Source organism: Streptomyces sp. NPDC044033, assembly GCF_056434425.1.
Genome location: NZ_JBWKFF010000033.1, coordinates 57,375 through 75,384, shown reverse-complemented (window position 1 = coordinate 75,384; position 18,010 = coordinate 57,375). Strand labels below are relative to the sequence as shown.

The 18,010-nt window shown below is 73.9% G+C and carries 17 protein-coding genes; 12 read left to right on the top strand and 5 right to left on the bottom strand.

The window, feature by feature from the left end; genetic code table 11:
* The first annotated feature begins 91 nt into the window (after positions 1 to 91).
* The 3 genes from AC07AB_RS37055 (at position 92) to AC07AB_RS37045 (ending at position 4,154) form a co-directional block, all read left to right on the top strand.
* The gene (locus AC07AB_RS37055) at positions 92 to 355 is read left to right on the top strand and encodes a hypothetical protein (protein WP_478576415.1); all 264 of its coding nucleotides are present in this window, start codon (positions 92 to 94) and stop codon (positions 353 to 355) included.
* A gap of 212 nt (positions 356 to 567) precedes the next feature.
* Positions 568 to 3,261: an alpha/beta fold hydrolase gene (locus AC07AB_RS37050; RefSeq protein WP_478576413.1), complete on the top strand. Its 2,694-nt coding sequence runs from the start codon at positions 568 to 570 to the stop codon at positions 3,259 to 3,261.
* Positions 3,258 to 4,154 (top strand): ABC transporter permease, encoded by an 897-nt coding sequence (locus tag AC07AB_RS37045; protein ID WP_478576412.1) that lies wholly within the window; start codon positions 3,258 to 3,260, stop codon positions 4,152 to 4,154. Before AC07AB_RS37050 ends, AC07AB_RS37045 begins: the two co-directional genes overlap by 4 nt.
* 123 nt (positions 4,155 to 4,277) lie before the next feature.
* On the opposite strand, the gene AC07AB_RS37040 is transcribed toward AC07AB_RS37045, so the two are convergent.
* Both AC07AB_RS37040 and AC07AB_RS37035 read right to left on the bottom strand, forming a co-directional pair.
* Complete coding sequence (locus AC07AB_RS37040; RefSeq protein ID WP_478576411.1) at positions 4,278 to 5,219, bottom strand: SDR family oxidoreductase; 942 nt, start codon at positions 5,217 to 5,219, stop codon at positions 4,278 to 4,280.
* Positions 5,216 to 6,103 (bottom strand): SDR family oxidoreductase, encoded by an 888-nt coding sequence (locus AC07AB_RS37035; protein WP_478576410.1) that lies wholly within the window; start codon positions 6,101 to 6,103, stop codon positions 5,216 to 5,218. Before AC07AB_RS37035 ends, AC07AB_RS37040 begins: the two co-directional genes overlap by 4 nt.
* Positions 6,104 to 6,182: 79 nt before the next feature.
* On the opposite strand from AC07AB_RS37035, the gene AC07AB_RS37030 reads away from it, so the two are divergent.
* Genes AC07AB_RS37030 through AC07AB_RS37015 form a run of 4 tightly spaced genes read left to right on the top strand, consistent with a single transcriptional unit; the run spans position 6,183 to position 9,653 of the window.
* Positions 6,183 to 6,932 carry an enoyl-CoA hydratase family protein gene (locus AC07AB_RS37030; RefSeq protein ID WP_478576408.1) on the top strand — a complete coding sequence of 250 codons (750 nt, stop codon included), beginning with the start codon at positions 6,183 to 6,185 and terminating at the stop codon, positions 6,930 to 6,932.
* 23 nt (positions 6,933 to 6,955) lie between these two features.
* The gene (locus AC07AB_RS37025; protein WP_478576423.1) at positions 6,956 to 7,804 is read left to right on the top strand and encodes a CoA transferase subunit A; all 849 of its coding nucleotides are present in this window, start codon (positions 6,956 to 6,958) and stop codon (positions 7,802 to 7,804) included.
* Positions 7,801 to 8,592: a CoA-transferase subunit beta gene (locus tag AC07AB_RS37020; RefSeq protein WP_478576407.1), complete on the top strand. Its 792-nt coding sequence runs from the start codon at positions 7,801 to 7,803 to the stop codon at positions 8,590 to 8,592. The genes AC07AB_RS37025 and AC07AB_RS37020 overlap by 4 nt, the downstream gene beginning before the upstream one ends.
* Before the next feature lie 11 nt (positions 8,593 to 8,603).
* Positions 8,604 to 9,653: an NAD(P)H-dependent flavin oxidoreductase gene (locus AC07AB_RS37015; protein ID WP_478576421.1), complete on the top strand. Its 1,050-nt coding sequence runs from the start codon at positions 8,604 to 8,606 to the stop codon at positions 9,651 to 9,653.
* 33 nt (positions 9,654 to 9,686) lie between these two features.
* On the opposite strand, the gene AC07AB_RS37010 is transcribed toward AC07AB_RS37015, so the two are convergent.
* From AC07AB_RS37010 to AC07AB_RS37000, 3 genes are read right to left on the bottom strand one after another with little or no spacing between them, the layout of a single operon-like run.
* Positions 9,687 to 10,844 carry an acetyl-CoA C-acetyltransferase gene (locus tag AC07AB_RS37010; protein WP_478576405.1) on the bottom strand — a complete coding sequence of 386 codons (1,158 nt, stop codon included), beginning with the start codon at positions 10,842 to 10,844 and terminating at the stop codon, positions 9,687 to 9,689.
* Positions 10,845 to 10,857: 13 nt separating this feature from the next.
* Positions 10,858 to 11,511: a TetR/AcrR family transcriptional regulator gene (locus AC07AB_RS37005; protein WP_478576404.1), complete on the bottom strand. Its 654-nt coding sequence runs from the start codon at positions 11,509 to 11,511 to the stop codon at positions 10,858 to 10,860.
* 15 nt (positions 11,512 to 11,526) lie between these two features.
* Positions 11,527 to 12,330: an SDR family oxidoreductase gene (locus tag AC07AB_RS37000; RefSeq protein ID WP_478576402.1), complete on the bottom strand. Its 804-nt coding sequence runs from the start codon at positions 12,328 to 12,330 to the stop codon at positions 11,527 to 11,529.
* Positions 12,331 to 12,376: 46 nt separating this feature from the next.
* Between AC07AB_RS37000 and AC07AB_RS36995 the strand changes: the two genes are divergently transcribed.
* The 5 genes from AC07AB_RS36995 to AC07AB_RS36975 all read left to right on the top strand — a co-directional run bounded on the left by AC07AB_RS36995 (position 12,377) and on the right by AC07AB_RS36975 (position 17,877).
* Entirely contained in the window at positions 12,377 to 13,261 is an 885-nt protein-coding gene (locus AC07AB_RS36995) for an enoyl-CoA hydratase (RefSeq protein ID WP_478576400.1), read from the top strand.
* On the top strand, positions 13,261 to 14,433 hold the full coding sequence (locus tag AC07AB_RS36990) for an acyl-CoA dehydrogenase family protein (protein ID WP_478576399.1): 1,173 nt from the start codon (positions 13,261 to 13,263) through the stop codon (positions 14,431 to 14,433). Before AC07AB_RS36995 ends, AC07AB_RS36990 begins: the two co-directional genes overlap by 1 nt.
* Positions 14,430 to 15,437 carry an acyl-CoA dehydrogenase family protein gene (locus tag AC07AB_RS36985; RefSeq protein WP_478576398.1) on the top strand — a complete coding sequence of 336 codons (1,008 nt, stop codon included), beginning with the start codon at positions 14,430 to 14,432 and terminating at the stop codon, positions 15,435 to 15,437. The genes AC07AB_RS36990 and AC07AB_RS36985 overlap by 4 nt, the downstream gene beginning before the upstream one ends.
* A 25-nt stretch (positions 15,438 to 15,462) precedes the next feature.
* Positions 15,463 to 17,178, top strand: a complete 1,716-nt coding sequence (locus AC07AB_RS36980) for an FUSC family protein (protein ID WP_478576397.1) — start codon at positions 15,463 to 15,465, stop codon at positions 17,176 to 17,178.
* 144 nt (positions 17,179 to 17,322) lie between these two features.
* Positions 17,323 to 17,877 (top strand): MarR family winged helix-turn-helix transcriptional regulator, encoded by a 555-nt coding sequence (locus AC07AB_RS36975; protein WP_478576396.1) that lies wholly within the window; start codon positions 17,323 to 17,325, stop codon positions 17,875 to 17,877.
* The last annotated feature ends 133 nt before the right edge of the window (positions 17,878 to 18,010 follow it).

Sequence of the window (18,010 nt, the reverse complement as noted above, 5' to 3'; positions counted from 1 at the left end):
GTGAAATGGCATTCTACCGACGCATCCTCCTCTCTCTTTTTTCTGGCACCCCTTTTGCGATCTACGGGGGGGGGTCTCTCCCCCCCCGGCGGTGGGGGTCCCGCTGGCGACCGCGGCGCGCACGATCCCGCTCGGCTCCTACGCGGACTGGCCGCTGTCCGAGCGCGTGGTGACCGCCATCGCCGCCGTCTACCGCGAGGTGGGCGCGCCGGCCCCGGGCGCCGCCCTGGAGCTGCTGACGATGATGGCGGAGATCGCCGCCGAACGCGGGGCGAAGACCCCGGAATCCGACCTCGCGGACCGCCTGCCCCACCAGGGCCGGGCGCCCCAGGACGACCCGCACGGCGCTTCCTGACCGCTCGCCGGGCGCTTTCCAAGCACTTCCCGACCGTTTTTCGGTCGTACCCCGGCCACTCGCTGAGAGTTCCCGGGCCGCTTCCCGACCGCTGCGCGGGCTCCGGACCGTACCGCCCCGCCGTACGGTCCGGGGCGGGCGCCTCGCACCGCCGGTACGCCTTCGCGCTGGTGGCGCCGCAGATGGACGAAGTCTCCGTTTAGCATTCGGGCATGAAGCTGCGTTTGCCCCGACGGCGCGGGCGGCTGCTCGCCGCCATAGCCGCCGTCGCCGTGCTCGCCGGGGCCGGCACCTGGACGGCGGCCGCCTCCGGCGGCGAAGCCCCCGTTCACCGCGAAGATCACGTACTGTCCCTGCCCGAGTCGCCGGGGGCCAGTGACACGGTCCGCATCGACACCTCGTTCTTCACCTCCGGCGGTACGGACCGCAGACCGGCCGTCCTGCTCGCGCACGGCTTCGGCGGCAGCAAGGACGATCTGCGGGGCCAGGCGGAGAAGTTGGCGCGCGACGGCTACGCCGTACTGACCTGGTCGGCGCGCGGCTTCGGCAACTCCACGGGCCGGATCGGCATCAACGACCCGCGGCACGAGGTCGCCGACACCAGCCGGCTCATCGACTGGCTGGCGAAACGCCCGGAGGTGCGGCTCGACAAGCCCGGCGACCCGCGGGTCGGCATCGCGGGCGCCTCCTACGGCGGAGCGATCTCACTGCTCACGGCGGGGTACGACAAGCGCGTCGACGCCATCGCCCCGCAGATCACCTACTGGAACCTCGCCGACTCCCTCTTCCCCGACGACGTCTTCAAGAAGCTCTGGGCCGGGATCTTCTTCACCACCGGCTCGACCACGACCAAAACCGGCGACGTGAAGGCGGTGCCGTCGCAGTCGCAGTCTTCAGGGTGCGGGCGGTTCGAGAAGGCGCTGTGCGACATGTACGAGCGGGTCGCCGTCGCCGGGAAGCCGGACGCGCGGGCGCGCGAGCTGCTCCAGGCGCGCAGCCCGTCCGCGGTCGCCGACCGGATCAAGGTGCCCACCCTCATCATGCAGGGCCAGGCCGACTCGCTCTTCCCGCTCGGCCAGGCCGACGCCATGGCCAGGGCGATCAGGGCCAACGACGCGCCCGTGGCCGTGGACTGGATCGCGGGCGGCCACGACGGCGGGGAGCGCGAGACGGGCCGGGTGGAGCAGCGCACCGAGGCGTGGTTCGACCGCTATCTGAAGGGCGACAAGAGCGCGGACACCGGGCCCGCGTTCCGCGTCACCCGGACCGGCGGCGTCGACTCCACCAACGGTGCGGCGCAGCTGCGCGGCGCGAGCGGCGACCGCTATCCGGGGCTCGCCGACGACGAACAAGCGGTACGGCTCACGGGCGGTGCGCAGACCTTCGCCAATCCGGCCGGCGCCGGCCCGGCCGCGATCTCCTCGGTGCCCGGCATCGGCGCCATCTCCCAGCTCTCCGGCCTCGGCGCCGGGCTGTCCCTCGACTTCCCCGGCCAGCACGCCCGCTTCGACTCCGCGCCCCTGTCGACCGGGGTGCGCGTCACCGGGTCGCCGGGCGTGAAGCTGCGTGTCAAGGCGGACGGCGGCGAGGCCGTGCTCTTCGCCAAGGTCTACGACGTCGGGCCGGACGGTCAGCAGCAGTTGCCTTCCCAGCTCGTGACCCCGGTCCGGGTCACCGGCGCCGAGGACGGCCGCACCGTCGAGGTGCGGCTGCCCGCCGTCGACCACAATTTCGCCGCCGGACACCGGATGCGCCTGGTCCTGGCCGCCACGGACATGGGGTACGCCTCGCCGGTCGAGCCCGCTTCGTACACCGTCTCGCTCGCCGGCCAGGGGCTGCGGGTCCCGACCGCGCCGGAGGTACGGACCGCTTCCGCCGGGCTGCCGTGGTGGACGTGGGGGCTGCCGGCGGCGGGCGCGGTCGTCGCCGTGGCTCTGCTGCTCGTCGGCCGCCGCCGCACCACCGCCCCCGCGCCCGACCCGGCGCTCGCCGACGTGCCGTTGCAGATCACGGACTTGAGCAAGCGGTACGCGAAGTCCGCCGACCGCTACGCGGTGCGGGAGCTGTCCTTCCGGGTGGAGCGCGGGCAGGTGCTGGGGCTGCTCGGCCCCAACGGCGCGGGCAAGACCACCACGCTGCGGATGCTGATGGGCCTCATCCGGCCCGACGGCGGCTCCGTCCGGGTCTTCGGACACGCGATCCGGCCGGGGGCGCCCGTGCTGTCGCGGGTCGGCGCGTTCGTCGAGGGCGCGGGGTTCCTGCCGCACCTGACCGGCCGGGCCAACCTCGATCTGTACTGGCGGGCGACCGGCCGGCCCGCCGAGGACGCCCATATCGAGGAGGCCCTGGAGATCGCCGGGCTCGGCTCGGCGCTGGACCGCGCGGTGCGTACGTACAGCCAGGGCATGCGCCAGCGGCTGGCCATCGCGCAGGCCATGCTCGGGCTGCCGGACCTGCTGATCCTGGACGAGCCGACGAACGGCCTCGACCCGCCGCAGATCCGCGAGATGCGCGAGGTGATGATCCGCTACGCGGCGGCCGGGCGCACCGTCATCGTCTCCAGCCATCTGCTGTCCGAGGTGGAGCAGAGCTGTACGCACCTGGTGGTGATGGACCGCGGGCGGCTGGTGCAGGCCGGGCCGGTCGCGGAAATCATCGGCTCGGGCGACACGCTGCTCGTCGGCGTGCAGGGCGAGCTGCCCGAGGCGGCGTGCGAGAAGGTGGCCGCGCTGCCGGGCGTCGCCTCGGCCGTGCCCGCCGACGAGGGGCTGCTGGTGCGGCTGGAGGGCATCAGCGCCTCCGAACTCGTCGTCGAGCTGGTCCGGCTGGAGATCCCGGTGGCGGGCGTCGGGCCGCACCGCCGCCTGGAGGACGCGTTCCTGACCCTGATCGGAGGCTCCGCGTGAGCACGTCCACGAGTACGCCGAGTACGTCCGCGAGTGCGCCCGAGCCGGCACCGGCGTCGGCGCCCGGCTACCGCGTCCGGCACACGCTGCCGCTGCGCATCGAGGCGATGCGGCAGCTGCGGCGCAGGCGCACGCTGGTGGTCGGGGCGGTGCTGGCGGTGCTGCCGTTCGTCCTGATCGCGGCGTTCGCGATCGGCGGGCAGCCCAGCGGCCGGGACGGCCGGGTGTCGCTGATCGACTCGGCGACCGCCTCCGGCGCGAACTTCGCCGCCACCTGCCTCTTCGTCTCGGCGGGCTTTCTGCTGGTGGTGCCGGTGGCACTGTTCTGCGGCGACACGGTGGCATCCGAGGCGAGCTGGTCCTCGCTGCGCTATCTGCTGGCCGCGCCCGTGCCGCGCGCCCGGCTGCTGCTGAGCAAGCTGGCGGTGGCGCTGGGGTTCAGCGCGGCGGCGATGGTGCTGCTGCCGCTGGTCGCCCTGGCGGCGGGCACGGCCGCGTACGGCTGGGGCGATCTGCGCCTCCCGACGGGCGGTGCGCTCCCGTCCGGGGACGCCGTGCCGCGGCTGCTGCTCGTCGTCGCGTACATCTTCGTCGGCCAGCTGGTCACGGCGGCGCTCGCCTTCTGGCTCTCCACGGTCACCGACGCGCCGCTCGGCGCGGTCGGCGGCGCGGTGGGGCTGACGATCGTCGGCAACGTCCTGGACGCGGTCACGGCGCTCGGCCACTGGCGCGACTCCCTGCCCGCGCACTGGCAGTTCGCGTGGGCGGACGCGCTCCAGCCGCAGCTGGAGTGGGGCGGCATGGTCAGGGGCGCGGCGGTGTCGGTGGCGTACGCGGTGGTCCTCTTCGCACTGGCCTTCCGCCACTTCCGGGCGAAGGACATCGTGTCCTGACGGGGCCTGTGGTGCGGGGTGTGAACTGGGGCGGGGTGTGACCTGGGGCGGGGCCGCCGAGGGCATCGGACGGCCGCCCCGGACCGTGGTCCTACGCCCTCCCCGCGGCCCCGGTGCGCGCGTTCACCCCGCCCCGTACACCGGCCGCGGCCGCTCCGCCCGCGCCAGGAGCCCCAGCACCGCCTCCCCCGCCTCGGCCGGGGTCCAGCGGGCGCCCTTGTCGGCGGTGGGGCCGGGGCGCCAGCCCTCCATCACGGTGATGCGCCCGGCTTCGGCCTCGAAGACCCGGCCGGTCACCCCGGCGCCGGCGGCGGAGGCGGAGGCGAGCCAGACGACGAGCGGGGAGACATTGTCCGGGGCCATCGCGTCGAACGCCTCCCCGCCGGGGGCGGCCATCGTCTCGGCGAAGGTCTGCTCGGTCATCCGGGTGCGGGCGGCGGGGGCGATGGCGTTGACGAGGACGCCGTAACGGGCCATCTCGGCGGCGGCCACGAGGGTCAGGCCCAGGATTCCGGCCTTGGCCGCGGAGTAGTTGCCCTGTCCGACGCTGCCCGACAGGCCGGCGCCGGAACTGGTGTTGATGACGCGCGCCTCGGGGGTGCGGCCCGCCTTGGACTCGGCGCGCCAGTGCGCGGCGGCGTGCTTGAGCGGCAGGAAGTGGCCCCTCAGGTGGACCCGTACGACGGCGTCCCAGTCGTCCTCGTCCAGGTTGACGAGCATCCGGTCGCGCAGGAAGCCCGCGTTGTTGACCAGGGTGTCGAGGCGCCCGTACGCGTCCAGGGCCGCGGCGATCAGGGACTGGGAGCCCTCGGCGGTGGCGACGTCCCCGCCGTGTGCGACGGCTTCGCCGCCCGCCGCGCGGATCTCGTCGACGACGCGCTGCGCGGGCCCGTCGGTCGGCCCGTCGGTGGGGCCCTCGGTCGGGCGGTCGCCGTCGAGGCCGACGCCGAGGTCGTTGACCACCACCTTGGCCCCTTCCGCGGCGAGGGCGAGCGCGTGGGCGCGGCCGAGTCCGCGGCCGGCGCCGGTGACGGCGGCGACGCGTCCGGCACAGATTCCGGTCATGCCGTCTCTCCTTGTTCGTCGGTGGGCCCGATGGGGAGTCTGCTGGGTTCAACGGTCGGTGGGGCAGCACAGTCGGCGGTACGTTCGGTGGTGCGGTCGGCCCGGCTGCCGGCGGTGCGGTTGGCGGTCGCGGCGTCCAGGAACGCGGGGCGCTCCCCTCCCCCGTGGACGAGCAGGCTCGCTCCGGTGATGTACGCGGCCAGTTCGGAGGCGAGGAAGACGCAGGCGTCGCCGATCTCGGCGGGTTCGGCGAGCCTGCCCAGCGGTACGGTGCGGCCGACGGCCGCGATGCCCTGCTCGTCCCCGTAGTGGAGGTGCGAGAGCTCGGTGCGGACCATGCCGAGGATCAGGGTGTTGACGCGGATGCACGGCGCCCATTCGACGGCCATGGAGCGGGCCAGGTTCTCCAGGCCCGCCTTCGCGGCCCCGTACGCCGCCGTGCCCGGCGAGGGCCGGGAGCCGCTGACGCTGCCGATCATGGTGATGGAGCCACCGGTGCCGGCCATGGCCCGGTGGGCGGCGAGCGAGGCCGTCATCGGGGCGATGAGGTTGAGTTCGACGGCCCGCGCGGCGCGTCTCGGGTCGCTGTCGGCGAGCAGTCTGTAGGGGGTGCCGCCGGCATTGTTGACGAGGGCGTCCAGCCGCCCGTACGCGCCCACGACCCGTTCGAAGACGCGGGCGACGGCCTCCGGGTCGCGAAGGTCCACGGCGTGGAAGCGGGCGGCTCTGCCGCCGGCCTCGACGGGTTCGTCGGGTGGGCGCCGGGCGCAGACGACGACCTCGGCCCCGGCCGCCAGCAGGGCGCGGCTGATGCCCGCGCCGACGCCCCGGGTGCCGCCGGTGACGACGGCGACGCGGCCGGACAGATCGATGGTGACCGCCACTTGGCACCTCCCGCAGCGGTCGATCCGCTGCTACCTTCTCACCTAACAAACGTTTGGTGGAAAGGTAGCTGATCCTCTCATGGGTGTCTCCACCTCCGGACCACACGACGGCGTTCGCGTCATCACGGTGGATTTCCCGCCGGTCAACGCCCTCCCCGTGCGGGGCTGGCACGAACTGGCCGAAGCCGTACGGGACGCGGGCGCCGATCCCGGCGTGCGCTGCGTCGTACTGACCGCCGCAGGGCGCGGCTTCAACGCGGGCGTCGACCTCAAGGAGATCCAGCGCTCCGACGGCCACGCGGCGCTCATCGGCGCCAACCGCGGCTGCTACGCGGCGTTCGCGGCGGTCTATGAGTGCGAGGTGCCGGTCGTGGCGGCCGTGCACGGCCACTGCCTCGGCGGCGGCATCGGGCTCGTCGGCAACGCCGACGCCATCGTGGCGAGCGAGGACGCCGTCTTCGGCCTCCCGGAGCTGGACCGGGGAGCGCTCGGCGCGGCCACCCATCTCGCCCGCCTGGTCCCGCAGCACCTGATGCGCGCCCTGTACTACACCTCGCGGACCGCCACCGCGCGAGAGCTGCACCACCACGGCTCCGTCTGGCAGGTCGTCAGCCGCGAGGAACTGCCGGACGCGGCCCTGGCGTTGGCCCGGGAGATCGCCGCCAAGGACGGCTCCCTGCTCCGGCTCGCCAAGGCGGCCATCAACGGCATCGACCCGGTGGACGTGCGGCGCAGCTACCGCTTCGAGCAGGGCTTCACCTTCGAGGCCAACCTCAGCGGCACGGCCGACCGCGTCCGCGCCACCTTCGGCAGCGAGGAGCAGTCGTGACCCGCGACAGGACCGAGAAGCTCATGACGGCCGATCAGGCCGTCGGCCGCCTGGAGAGCGGCATGACAGTCGGCATCGGCGGCTGGGGGTCGCGGCGCAAGCCGATGGCGCTGGTACGGGCGCTGCTGCGCTCGGAGGTGACCGACCTGACCGTGGTCTCCTACGGGGGCCCGGATGTGGGCCTGCTGGCGGCCGCCGGGAAGATCCGCAAGCTGGTCGCGGCGTTCGTGACGCTCGATTCGATCCCCCTCGAACCCCACTTCCGCGCCGCCCGCCAGCGCGGCGGCTTCGAGCTGATGGAGCTGGACGAGGCGATGTTCATGTGGGGTCTGACGGCGGCCGCGCACCGGCTGCCCTTCCTGCCCGTACGGGCCGGGCTCGGCTCCGACGTGATGACGGTCAACCCGTCGCTCCGTACCGTCACCTCGCCGTACGAGGACGGGGAGGAGTTCGTGGCGGCGCCCGCCCTGAAGCTGGACGCGGCGCTCGTCCACCTCAACCGGGCGGACGCGCACGGAAACGGCCAGTACCTGGGCCCGGATCCATACTTCGACGACCTGTTCTGCGAGGCGGCCACCGACGCGTACGTCTCGTGCGAACGCGTCGTCGAGGCCGCCGAGTTCGCCGAGGCGGGCGCCCCGCAGACGCTCCTGGTGGGGCGTCAGGAGGTGGCGGGCGTGGTGGAGGCGCCGAACGGCGCGCATTTCACGTCCTGCGTGCCGGACTACGGCCGCGACGAGCCCTTCCAGGCCGCGTACGCCAAGGCCGCCGCCGATCCGGCCGCCTGGCGGGAGTTCACCGAACGCTTCCTCAGCGGGGACGAGGACGCCTATCAGGCCGCGGTCGCGGCCTTCGCGAAGGAGGGCTCATGAGTCGCGAGAGCGGGCCGCGGACGGCCGCCGGGGCGACCCGGGCCGAGTACTGCGTGATCGCCTGCGCGGAGGCGTGGCGCGGCGACGGCGAGATCCTGGCCTCCCCGATGGGCACCGTGCCCACCATCGGGGCGCGGCTCGCCAAGCTGACCTTCGCCCCCGAGCTGCTGCTCACGGACGGCGAGGCGCTGCTGATCGGCGATGTGCCGGCGCTCGGCGGGGCGGCGCGGGCGCCGCACGTCATCGAGGGGTGGCTGCCCTACCGGCGGCACCTGGCGATGGTCACCGGCGGCAAGCGCCACGTGATGATGGGCGCGAGCCAGCTCGACCGCTACGGCAACCAGAACATCTCCTGCATCGGCGACTGGCAGCGGCCCACCCGGCAGCTCCTCGGCGTGCGCGGCGCACCGGCCAACACCCTGAACAATCCGACGAGTTACTGGGTGCCCAAGCACTCGACGCGGGTACTGGTCGAGAAGGTCGACATGGTCTGCGGCGTCGGTTACGAGCGGGCGGCGGCGGCCGGGCCGTCGGCGACGCGGTTCCACCGCATCCCGCGGGTCATCACGGATCTCGCCGTCCTCGACTTCGAGACGCCCGACCACCGCATGCGCGTACGGTCCCTGCACCCCGGCGTGAGCGCGGACGAGCTCCGCGAGGCCACGGGGTTCCCGCTCGACGTGCCGGCCGATGCCCCCCGCACCCGCGAGCCGGGCGCCGAGGAGCTGCGGCTGATCAGGGAGGTCATCGATCCGCGCGGGCTGCGGGACCGGGAGGTGCGGTCGTGAGCGAGCGGCGGATCGCGACCCCGCTCACCGAACTGGTCGGCGTGCGCCACCCCCTGGTGCAGACCGGTATGGGCTGGGTCGCGGGCCCCCGGCTGGTCTCCGCGTCCGCCAATGCCGGGGCGCTCGGCATCCTCGCCTCCGCGACCATGACGGTCGGTCAACTCCGTTGTGCCGTCCGGGAGGTGCGGTCCCGCACGGACGCGCCGTTCGGCGTCAATCTGCGGGCGGACGCGGGCGACGCGGCGGACCGGGTCGGCGTCATCATCGAGGAGGGGGTGCGGGTCGCCTCCTTCGCGCTCGCGCCCTCGCGCGAGCTGATCGCCCGGCTCAAGGACGCGGGGGTCGTGGTGATCCCCTCCATCGGCGCGCGCCGGCACGCCGAGAAGGTGGCCGCCTGGGGCGCGGACGCGGTCATCGTCCAGGGCGGCGAGGGCGGCGGCCACACCGGGGAGGTCGCCACGACCGTACTGCTCCCCCAAGTGGTCGACGCGGTCGGCATCCCCGTCGTCGCGGCCGGCGGCTTCCGCGACGGGCGCGGTCTCGTCGCGGCCCTCGCGCACGGCGCGGCCGGCATCGCCATGGGCACCCGCTTCCTGCTCACCGCCGAGAGCACGGTGCCGGACGCGGTGAAGGCGAAGTACCTCGCGGCCACGGTCAAGGACGTCACGCTCACCACCAAGGTCGACGGCCTCCCGCACCGGATGCTGCGCACGGAGCTGGTGGCGGAGCTGGAGCGCTCGGGCCGCGCCGCCTCGCTCGTACGGGCGCTGCGGCACGCCGCGTCCTTCCGGAGATTGTCGGGGCTGAGCTGGCAGGCCATGGTGCGCGACGGGCTGGCGATGAAGCACGGCAAGGAGATGACCTGGAGTCAGGTCCTGCTCGCCGCCAACACCCCGATGCTGCTGCGCGCGTCGATGGTGGAGGGCCGTACCGATCTCGGCGTGATGGCCGCGGGGCAGGTCGCGGGGCTCATCGAGGACCTGCCGACCTGCGCGGAGCTGGTGGACCGGGTGATGGAGCAGGCATGCGCGACGCTGGCCGGGCTGCCCGCTCCTGAGTGACCTCCCCCAGGGGACGGCTCGCGGGCCCCGCCGTCACAGCCTCTCGATGATCGTGACGTTCGCCTGGCCGCCGCCCTCGCACATCGTCTGGAGGCCGTAGCGTCCGCCCGTGCGCTCCAGTTCGTGCAGGAGCGTGGTCATGAGGCGGACGCCGGTGGCGCCCAGCGGGTGGCCGAGGGCGATGGCGCCGCCGTTGACGTTGACCTTCTCCGGGTCCGCGCCGGTCTCCCGCAGCCAGGCCAGCACGACGGGCGCGAACGCCTCGTTGATCTCGACCAGGTCGATGTCGTCCATCGCCATGCCGGTCTTCTTCAGCGCGTGCGCCGTGGCCGGGATGGGCGCGGACAGCATCCGGATGGGGTCCTCACCGCGCACGGAGAGGTGGTGGACGCGGGCGCGCGGCGTCAGCCCGTGGTCGCGTACGGCCTGTTCGGAGGCGAGGAGCAGGGCGGCGGCGCCGTCCGAGACCTGCGAGGAGACGCCCGCGGTCAGGCTGCCGCCCTCGACGACCGGTTTGAGGGCGGCCATCTTCTCCAGCGAGGTGTCGCGGCGCGGGCCCTCGTCGGTGGCGACGTCCCCATACGCGGCGGTCTCGCGGGCGAAGCGGCCTTCGTCGGTGGCGCGGACGGCCCGCTGATGGGAGCGGAGCGCGAATTCCTCCATGTCCCGGCGGGAGATGCCCCACTTCGCGGCGATCAGCTCGGCGCCGTGGAACTGGTCGACGGGCAGGTCGCCGTAGCGCGCCCGCCACCCCCGCGACCCGGCGAAGGGGCCCTCGGTCAGGCCGAGCGGTTCGGCGGCCCGGCGGCTGGCGAAGGCGATGGGGATCTGCGACATGTTCTGGGTGCCGCCCGCGACGACGAGGTCCTGAGTGCCGGAGAGCACGGCCTGGGCCGCGAAGTGGACGGCCTGCTGGGAGGAGCCGCACTGCCGGTCGACGGTGACGCCGGGCACTTCCTCGGGGAGCCCGGCGGCCAGCCAGCTGGTGCGGGCGATGTCGCCGGCCTGCGGGCCGACGGCGTCGAGGCAGCCGAAGACGACGTCCTCGACGGCGGCCGGGTCGATGCCGGAGCGCTGGACGAGGGCCTTCAGTACGTGCGCGCCGAGGTCGGCCGGGTGGGCTCCGGCGAGTCCGCCGCGGCGGCGGCCGACGGGGGTGCGTACCGCTTCGACGATGTAGGCCTCGGCCATGGCGTTCTTCTCCCTAGGGGGTCGGGTGCTCAGGGGGGCGGGGGCTCGGGGGCTGTTCGCGCAGGGCGATGCCGTCCAGCACCATCGACAGGTACTGGCGGGCGATCTCCTCGGGGCTGTGCGCGCCGCCCGGCCGGTACCAGGACGCGGCGACCCAGACGGTGTCGCGGACGAAGCGGTAGGTCAGGCGGATGTCGAGGTCGGCGCGGAAGACCTTGGCCGCGACGCCGCGCTCCAGGGTGCCGAGCCATGCCTTCTCGAACTTCTGCTGCGAGTCGGTGAGGTAGCGGAAGCGCGGCTGGGCGGCGAGGTGGCGGGACTCCTTCTGGTAGATGGCGACGGCGGCGCGGTGCCGGTCGATCTCCCGGAAGGACTCGGTGACCAGGGCCTCGATGGTCTGCCGGGGGTCGAGCCCGGCGGCCAGCACGGTGTCGTACCCGGCCCAGAGCTCGTCGAGGAAGGCGGTCAGGATCTCGTCGAGCATCGACTCCTTGGAGTCGAAGTGGTAGTAGAGGCTGCCCGCGAGCATGCCCGCCTCGTCCGCGATCCGGCGGACGGTGGTGGCGTTGTAGCCCTGCGCGGCGAAGACCTCGGCCGCGGTCGCGAGCAGTTCTCCGCGCCGCTCGGGCGAGGGGGTCACGGTGGGTTTCTTCTTGCTGTTCGGCACGCCCCCATTCTCGTCTCACGCATGCTGGCTGCTGACCGGCACGCACTCGCCGGTCATGTACGAGGAGTAGCCGCTGGCCAGGAAGACGATCACGTTGGCGACCTCCCAGGGCTCGGCGTGCCGGCCGAACGCCTCCCGTTCGGTGAGCTCGGCGAGCAGTTCGGGCGTGGTGACCTTCACCAGGTGCGGGTGCATGGCGAGGCTGGGCGCGACCGCGTTGACGCGCACGCCGTAGTCGGCGGCCTCGACGGCCGCGCAGCGGGTGAGCGCCATCACGCCGGCCTTGGCGGCGGCGTAGTGGGCCTGGCCGCGCTGGGCGCGCCAGCCGACGACAGAGGCGTTGTTGACGATGGCGCCGCCGCGGCCGGCCGCCCGCATGCGGCGCAGGGCGGCGCGGGTGCAGCGGAAGGTGCTGTTCAGCGTGGTGTCGAGGACCTTGTCCCACTGGGCGTCGGTCATCTCGACGAGATCGGCGGTGCCGCCGAGCCCGGCGTTGTTGACGACGATGTCGAGGCGTCCGTGCCGCTCCTCGGCGAGGTCGAGGAGGGCTGCGACCTGCGCCTCGTCGGTGACGTCGCAGGGCAGTGAGGCGACGTGGTCCGCCCCGAACTCCTCGGTGAGCGCGGCCGTGCTCTCGGCGAGCCGGCGGGTGTGGAGGTCGCCGAGGACGACGCGGGCGCCCTCTTCGAGGAATTTACGGGCGGTGGCCCCGCCGATGCCCGCTCCGGCGGCGGCGGTGACGACCGCGCCCCGGCCCGCGAGCAGTCCGTGGCCGGGGACGTACGGCACGGGGGCGCGGGATTCCTCGACGCTGCTCATGGCCGTACGTTAACCTACCAAACACTTGTTAGGGAAGGAGTCGCCGATGACCGCCGCCCACGACGAAGCCCATGGCGCGGGCCACGACACGCCCCATGACCAGGTGGTGCGCTACGTGGCGAACGGCCCGGTCGCCACCGTCACCATGAACCGGCCCGCTTACCGCAACGCCCAGAATTCCGCGATGACGTACGCGCTGGACGGCGCCTTCTACCGCGCCGCCGACGACGACGCGGTGAAAGTCGTCGTCCTCGCCGGGGCCGGTGAGCACTTCAGCGCCGGGCACGACATCGGCACCCCCGAGCGCGATGCCCATCTGCCCTTCGACCGCAGGGCCGGGCTGTGGTGGGACCACTCGGACAAGGCCGGCGCGGAGAGCCGCTTCGCGCGCGAGTCCGAGGTGTACCTCGGCATGTGCCGGCGGTGGCGCGAGCTGCCGAAGCCGGTGATCGCGTCCGTCCAAGGGGCCTGCGTGGCGGGCGGGTTGATGCTGGCCTGGGTCTGCGACCTGATCGTCGCCGCCGAGGACGCGTTCTTCGCGGACCCGGTCGTGCGGATGGGCATCCCCGGCGTCGAGTACTTCGCGCACCCGTGGGTCATGCCGCCGCGGATCGCCAAGGAGTTCCTGTTCACCGGCGAACGGATGAGCGCCCGGCGCGCGTACGAGGTGGGGATGGTCAACCGCGTCGTGCCGCGGGGTGAACTCGCCGCCCGTACAAGCGAACTGGCGGACCGTATCGCCGGCATGCCGCGCATGGGGCTCGCGTTGACCAAACGCGCCGTCAACCAGGCCGAGGACCTCCAGGGGCTGCACACCGGCCTGGACTCCGTCTTCGGCCTGCACCACCTCGCGCACGCGCACAACGCGGAGACGGCGGCCGATCCGCTGGGCGGCATGGACGTGCGCGCCATGAAAGAGGCGGGCTCCTGATGGACCTCGACTTCGACGCCGGGGAGGACGCGTTCAGGGCCGCGGCGCGGGAGTGGCTCACCGAGCACGTACCGGCCGCGCCGCTGCCCTCGCTGGAGACGCGCGAGGGGTTCGCGGCGCACCGGGAGTGGGAGCGCGCGCTGCACGCGGACCGCTGGTCGGTGGTCTCGTGGCCGAAGGAGTACGGGGGCCGGGCCGTCTCGGTCCTTGAGTGGCTGGTCTTCGAGGAGGAGTACTTCGCGGCGGGCGCGCCCGCCCGCGTCAGCCAGAACGGCATCAACCTCCTCGCGCCCACCCTCTTCGAGCACGGCACCGAGGAGCAGCGCGCCCGGGTGCTGCCCGCCATGGCGAGCGGTGAGCGGATCTGGGCGCAGGCGTGGTCCGAGCCGGGGGCGGGGTCCGACCTGGCCGCGCTGCGGTCCACCGCGACCCGGGTGGACGGCGGCTGGCTGCTCGGCGGCCTGAAGACCTGGTCGTCGCGGGCCGCCTTCGCCGACCTCGCCTTCGGTCTGTTCCGCAGCCATCCGGACGCGGACCGGCCGCACCGCGGTCTCACCTATGCGATGTTCCCGCTGGACGCGGAGGGCGTGACGGTGCGGCCCATCGGCCGCCTGGACGGCAAGCCCGCGTTCGCCGAACTGTCGCTGGAGCGGGTCTTCGTCCCCGACGAGGACGTCATCGGCGAGCCCGGGCAGGGCTGGCGCGTCGCGATGAGCACGGCGGGCAGCGAGCGGGGGCTGACGCTGCGCAGCCCCGGGCGCTTCACGGCCGCCGCCGAGCGCCTGGTCGCGCTGTGGCGCGAGAGCGCGGATACGGGCGTTCCGGCGCTGCGCGACCGGGTCGCCGACGCCGCGATCGGCGCCCGCGCGTATCAGCTGTTCACCTATGCCAATGCCTCGCGCATCGCCGCCGGGGGCTCCATCGGGGCCGAGTCGAGTCTGAACAAGGTGTTCTGGTCCGAACTGGACATCGCGCTGCACGAGTGCGCGCTGGACCTGCTCGGGCCACTCGGCGAGCTGTCGGACGGCGCCGAGGACGCTCCCGCGCACGGGAGTTGGGCGGACGGCTACACCTTCTCGCTCGCCGGGCCGATCTACGCGGGCACCAATGAGATCCAGCGCGACATCATCGCCGAGCGGTTGCTGGGCCTGCCGAAGGGACGCCGGTCGTGAGGTTCCTCCTGGACGACGAGCAGACCGAGTTCGGCCGCACCCTGGACCGGATGCTGTCGGCCGCGGAGACGCCGTCGGCGGTACGGGCCTGGGCGGCCGGCGACCGCGGGCCGGGCCGGACATTGTTCGGCCGGCTCGCCGAGGCGGGGGTGTTCGCGCTGGCGGTGCCCCAGGCGTACGGCGGCCTGGGGCCGCTCCCCGTGGAACTCGCCGTCTCCTTCGTGGAGTTGGGGCGGCACGCCGTGCCGGGTCCGCTGGTGGAGACGGTCGCCGCGGCCGCGCTCTGGGGCCGTCTGGCACGGGAGGGCGCGGCGAACGGGGCGAAGGAGTGGCTGCCCCGGCTGGCCGACGGGCGTGCGGCGGTGACGCTCGCACTGCCGGGCCACAGCCCGTACGCGCTGGACGCCGACGCCGCCGACGCGGTCTTCGCCGTCACGGCGGCGGACGAGCTGTACCGGTGCCGCGAGCACGGCCCCGTACAGCCCTCGCTCGATCCCGCCCGCCGCCTCGCGCGGCCGCTACCGGCGGGCGAGGCGGCGGCGAGCGGGCCCGCGGTGCGGGCCGCGGCCGCCCACGCGGCCGACTGGGCGGCCTTCGCGACCGCCGCGCAGGCGCTGGGCACCGGGCTCGCGCTGCTGGAGCAGACGGTCGCGTATGTGAAGCAGCGGACCCAGTTCGGTGCGGCGATCGGCTCCTTCCAGGCGGTGAAGCACCGCCTGGCCGACACGCTCGTCGGCCTGGAGTTCGCCCGGCCGTTGCTCTTCGGGGCGGCGGTGGCGCTGGCTTCGGGGGCGCGGAGCGCCGGGGCCGAGATCGCGGCGGCGAAGGTCGCCGCGGGCGAGGCGGCGTACGCGGCGGCCCGTACCGCGCTCCAGCTGCACGGGGCGATCGGCTACACGGCCGAGCTCGATCTGTCGCTGTGGATCGGGAAGGCACGGGCGCTGCGCTCGGCCTGGGGGACGCCCGCCGAGTGCCGGGCCCGGGCACTCGATATATTTCACTAGTAAAACACCTGCTAACGTTTTACGTATGGCGAAGCACGCGAAACATCGGAGAACCCTCAAGGAGCCCACACCGTCCACACCGGCACGCGGCGTCCGCGTACGCCCGCTGCCCGTCCGCAGCGCGGTACGGCTGAACCGCGCCACGGACATCTGGCATAAATCCGCGCTCAGCGCGGGCGTCGCGATGGCGATCCCCAATCTGACGCTGCTCGCCACCGGCCACCTCCAGTTCGCCCTGTACACCTCCGCCGGGGCGCTCTGCGCGCTCTACGGCCACTCGCAGCCGTACGCCGCCCGCGCCCGTACGCTCGCCTGGGTCGTGCTCGGCATGGTCGTGAGCGTGGCCATCGCCCTGGTCAGCTCGTCCCTGATCGCCTCGGCGCCGCTGCTGGTGCTGATCGCCTCGCTGCTCGCCGCCGTGCACAAGATGGTCTGCGACGCCACCCTGATCGGGCCGCCCGGCAACATCATCGTGACCTTCGTCTCGGCGAGCGCCTTCTTCGTACCGCAGCGCATCGGCGACGTCCCCTCCCACCTGGGCATCGTGCTCCTCTGCGGGGCCCTGTCGTGGCTCGTCTGCATGGCGCCCGCACTGGTCCGGCCGCGCGGCCCCGAACGCATCATGACCGCCCGTGCGCTGGAGGCCGCGGCCCGCGTGCTGCGGGCCGGACCCGGCGCGGCACGCGGCGCCCGGCACGCCACCGCCACGGCCGTCAACGCGGCCTGGGGCGCCCTCTTCCTCGTCCGGGACCGCGACGTCAAGCTGGAGCGGCTGCTCATCCGGGCCGAGTCCACGCCGGCCGCCGCGGCCGGCGCCGACGAGGCGGGCCGGTTCGAGATCTGGGCGCGGGACCTGCGCAAGGGCCGGCCGCTGCCGCTGGTCGCGCTGACGCCCGCACAACAGGCCGAACTGCTCGGGGTCGACGCGGAAGGCGACCGGCACACGCCCCGCCACCCTTCCCCCGACCGGCCGCGCGGCTTCCGCGCCGTACTGCGCAGGCTCCGGCCGGGCTCACCGCTGCTGCCGATCGGGGCGCGGGTCGCGGCGGGGTGCGCCGTGGCGGGCTGGGTGTCGATGGCGGTGGGCGTCGGCCACCCGTACTGGGCGGTGGTCACCGCCGCCGCGGTCTTCCAGGCCAACACCACCCTGACCTGGAACCGGGCGCTCCAGCGCACCATCGGCAACTTCCTCGGGCTCCTCCTGTTCACCGCGCTGCTGCCCCTCATCCGCACCGGCCACCTCACGATGGTGCTGCTGGCGCTCGCCTTCCAGATCTGCGCGGAGGCGTTCATCTCCCGCAACTACTGGCTCGGCTCCGTCTGCGTGACGCCGATGGCGCTGCTGCTCACCGAGTTCGCCAACAACCTCCCGGCGTCGACGCTCATCGCCGACCGCTGGATCGACACGGTCGTCGGCGCCGCGGTCGGGCTGCTGGCCTGTGTCCTGGTCACCAACCGGCGTGCCACCGACCGGATCGAGGCGGCCCTGGGCCGGGTCTCCGAGGCCCGGGAGTCGGCTGTGCGGCTGCTCGCCACGTCGCACGACCACCACCAGGCGGGCTGGGCGCGCGACCGCCTCGCGGCCTCGCTCATCGAACTCCGCGAGGCCGTGGACGTCGCCTCCGGCGAATGGTGGCAGCGCGCCCTGCCGGAAGAGCGCGTGGCCCTCGCGGAACAGGAGGGGCACCGCACGCTGGCGTCGCTCGTGCGCCGGCTGTCCGCCCCGGTGATGGCGGCCTAGCGCTTCTCCGGTCCTGACGCACCGACAGGCCCCGGGCCCGCCGCGCGCCCCGGGGCCCCCGGGCGGGCCCGCGCACCGCTCGGTGGCAGACCCGCCGTCCGGCAAGCGGCAGAATTGAACGGACTGTGAGCGGAAAGGATCGACATGGTGGCCGAGGATGCCAAAAACCCCGTGGGCGCTGTGGACGCCGTGGGCGCCGATGACACCGTCGCGCGCGTAGTGCGCGAGTGGCAGCGGGTCCATCCCGGCATCGATACCGCCCCGATGGCCGTGATCGGCCGGCTCAACCGCTGCTCGGCCCTGTTGCAACAGGCCACCGACGCCCCGCTGGTACGGGAGGGGCTCACCCGCCCGGAGTTCGACATCCTCGGCACGCTGCGCCGTACGGGCCGCGAGCTGACGCCCGGGCAGTTGGCGCGCGAGACGTTCGCCTCGGGGGCCGCGGTCACCAAGCGGCTGCGCGTGCTCGAACAGCGCGGGCTCGTCGCCCGCCGCCCCGACGCACGCGACCGCCGCGTCGCCCACCTCACGCTCACCGAGGAGGGCCGCGCCCTGATCGACCGGATCCTGCCGGACCAGCTCGACTACGAGTCGGCGCTGCTCGCCGGCGTCGCCCCGGAGCGGCAGGCCGCTCTCGCGGCGACCCTCGGCGAGCTGCTCGTACTGCTGGAGGGGCGCCTCGGCGGCCTGCAGCCCTGAGCGGTCCTGGGGGCGGAGCCGGAGGGCGCGGCCGAGGCGGGGGGGGGGGGGGGGGGGGGGGGGGGGGGGGGGGGGGGGGGGGGGGGCCGGCGCGGGGCCACCCACCCCCCCCCCCCCCGCTGCCCCATCACCC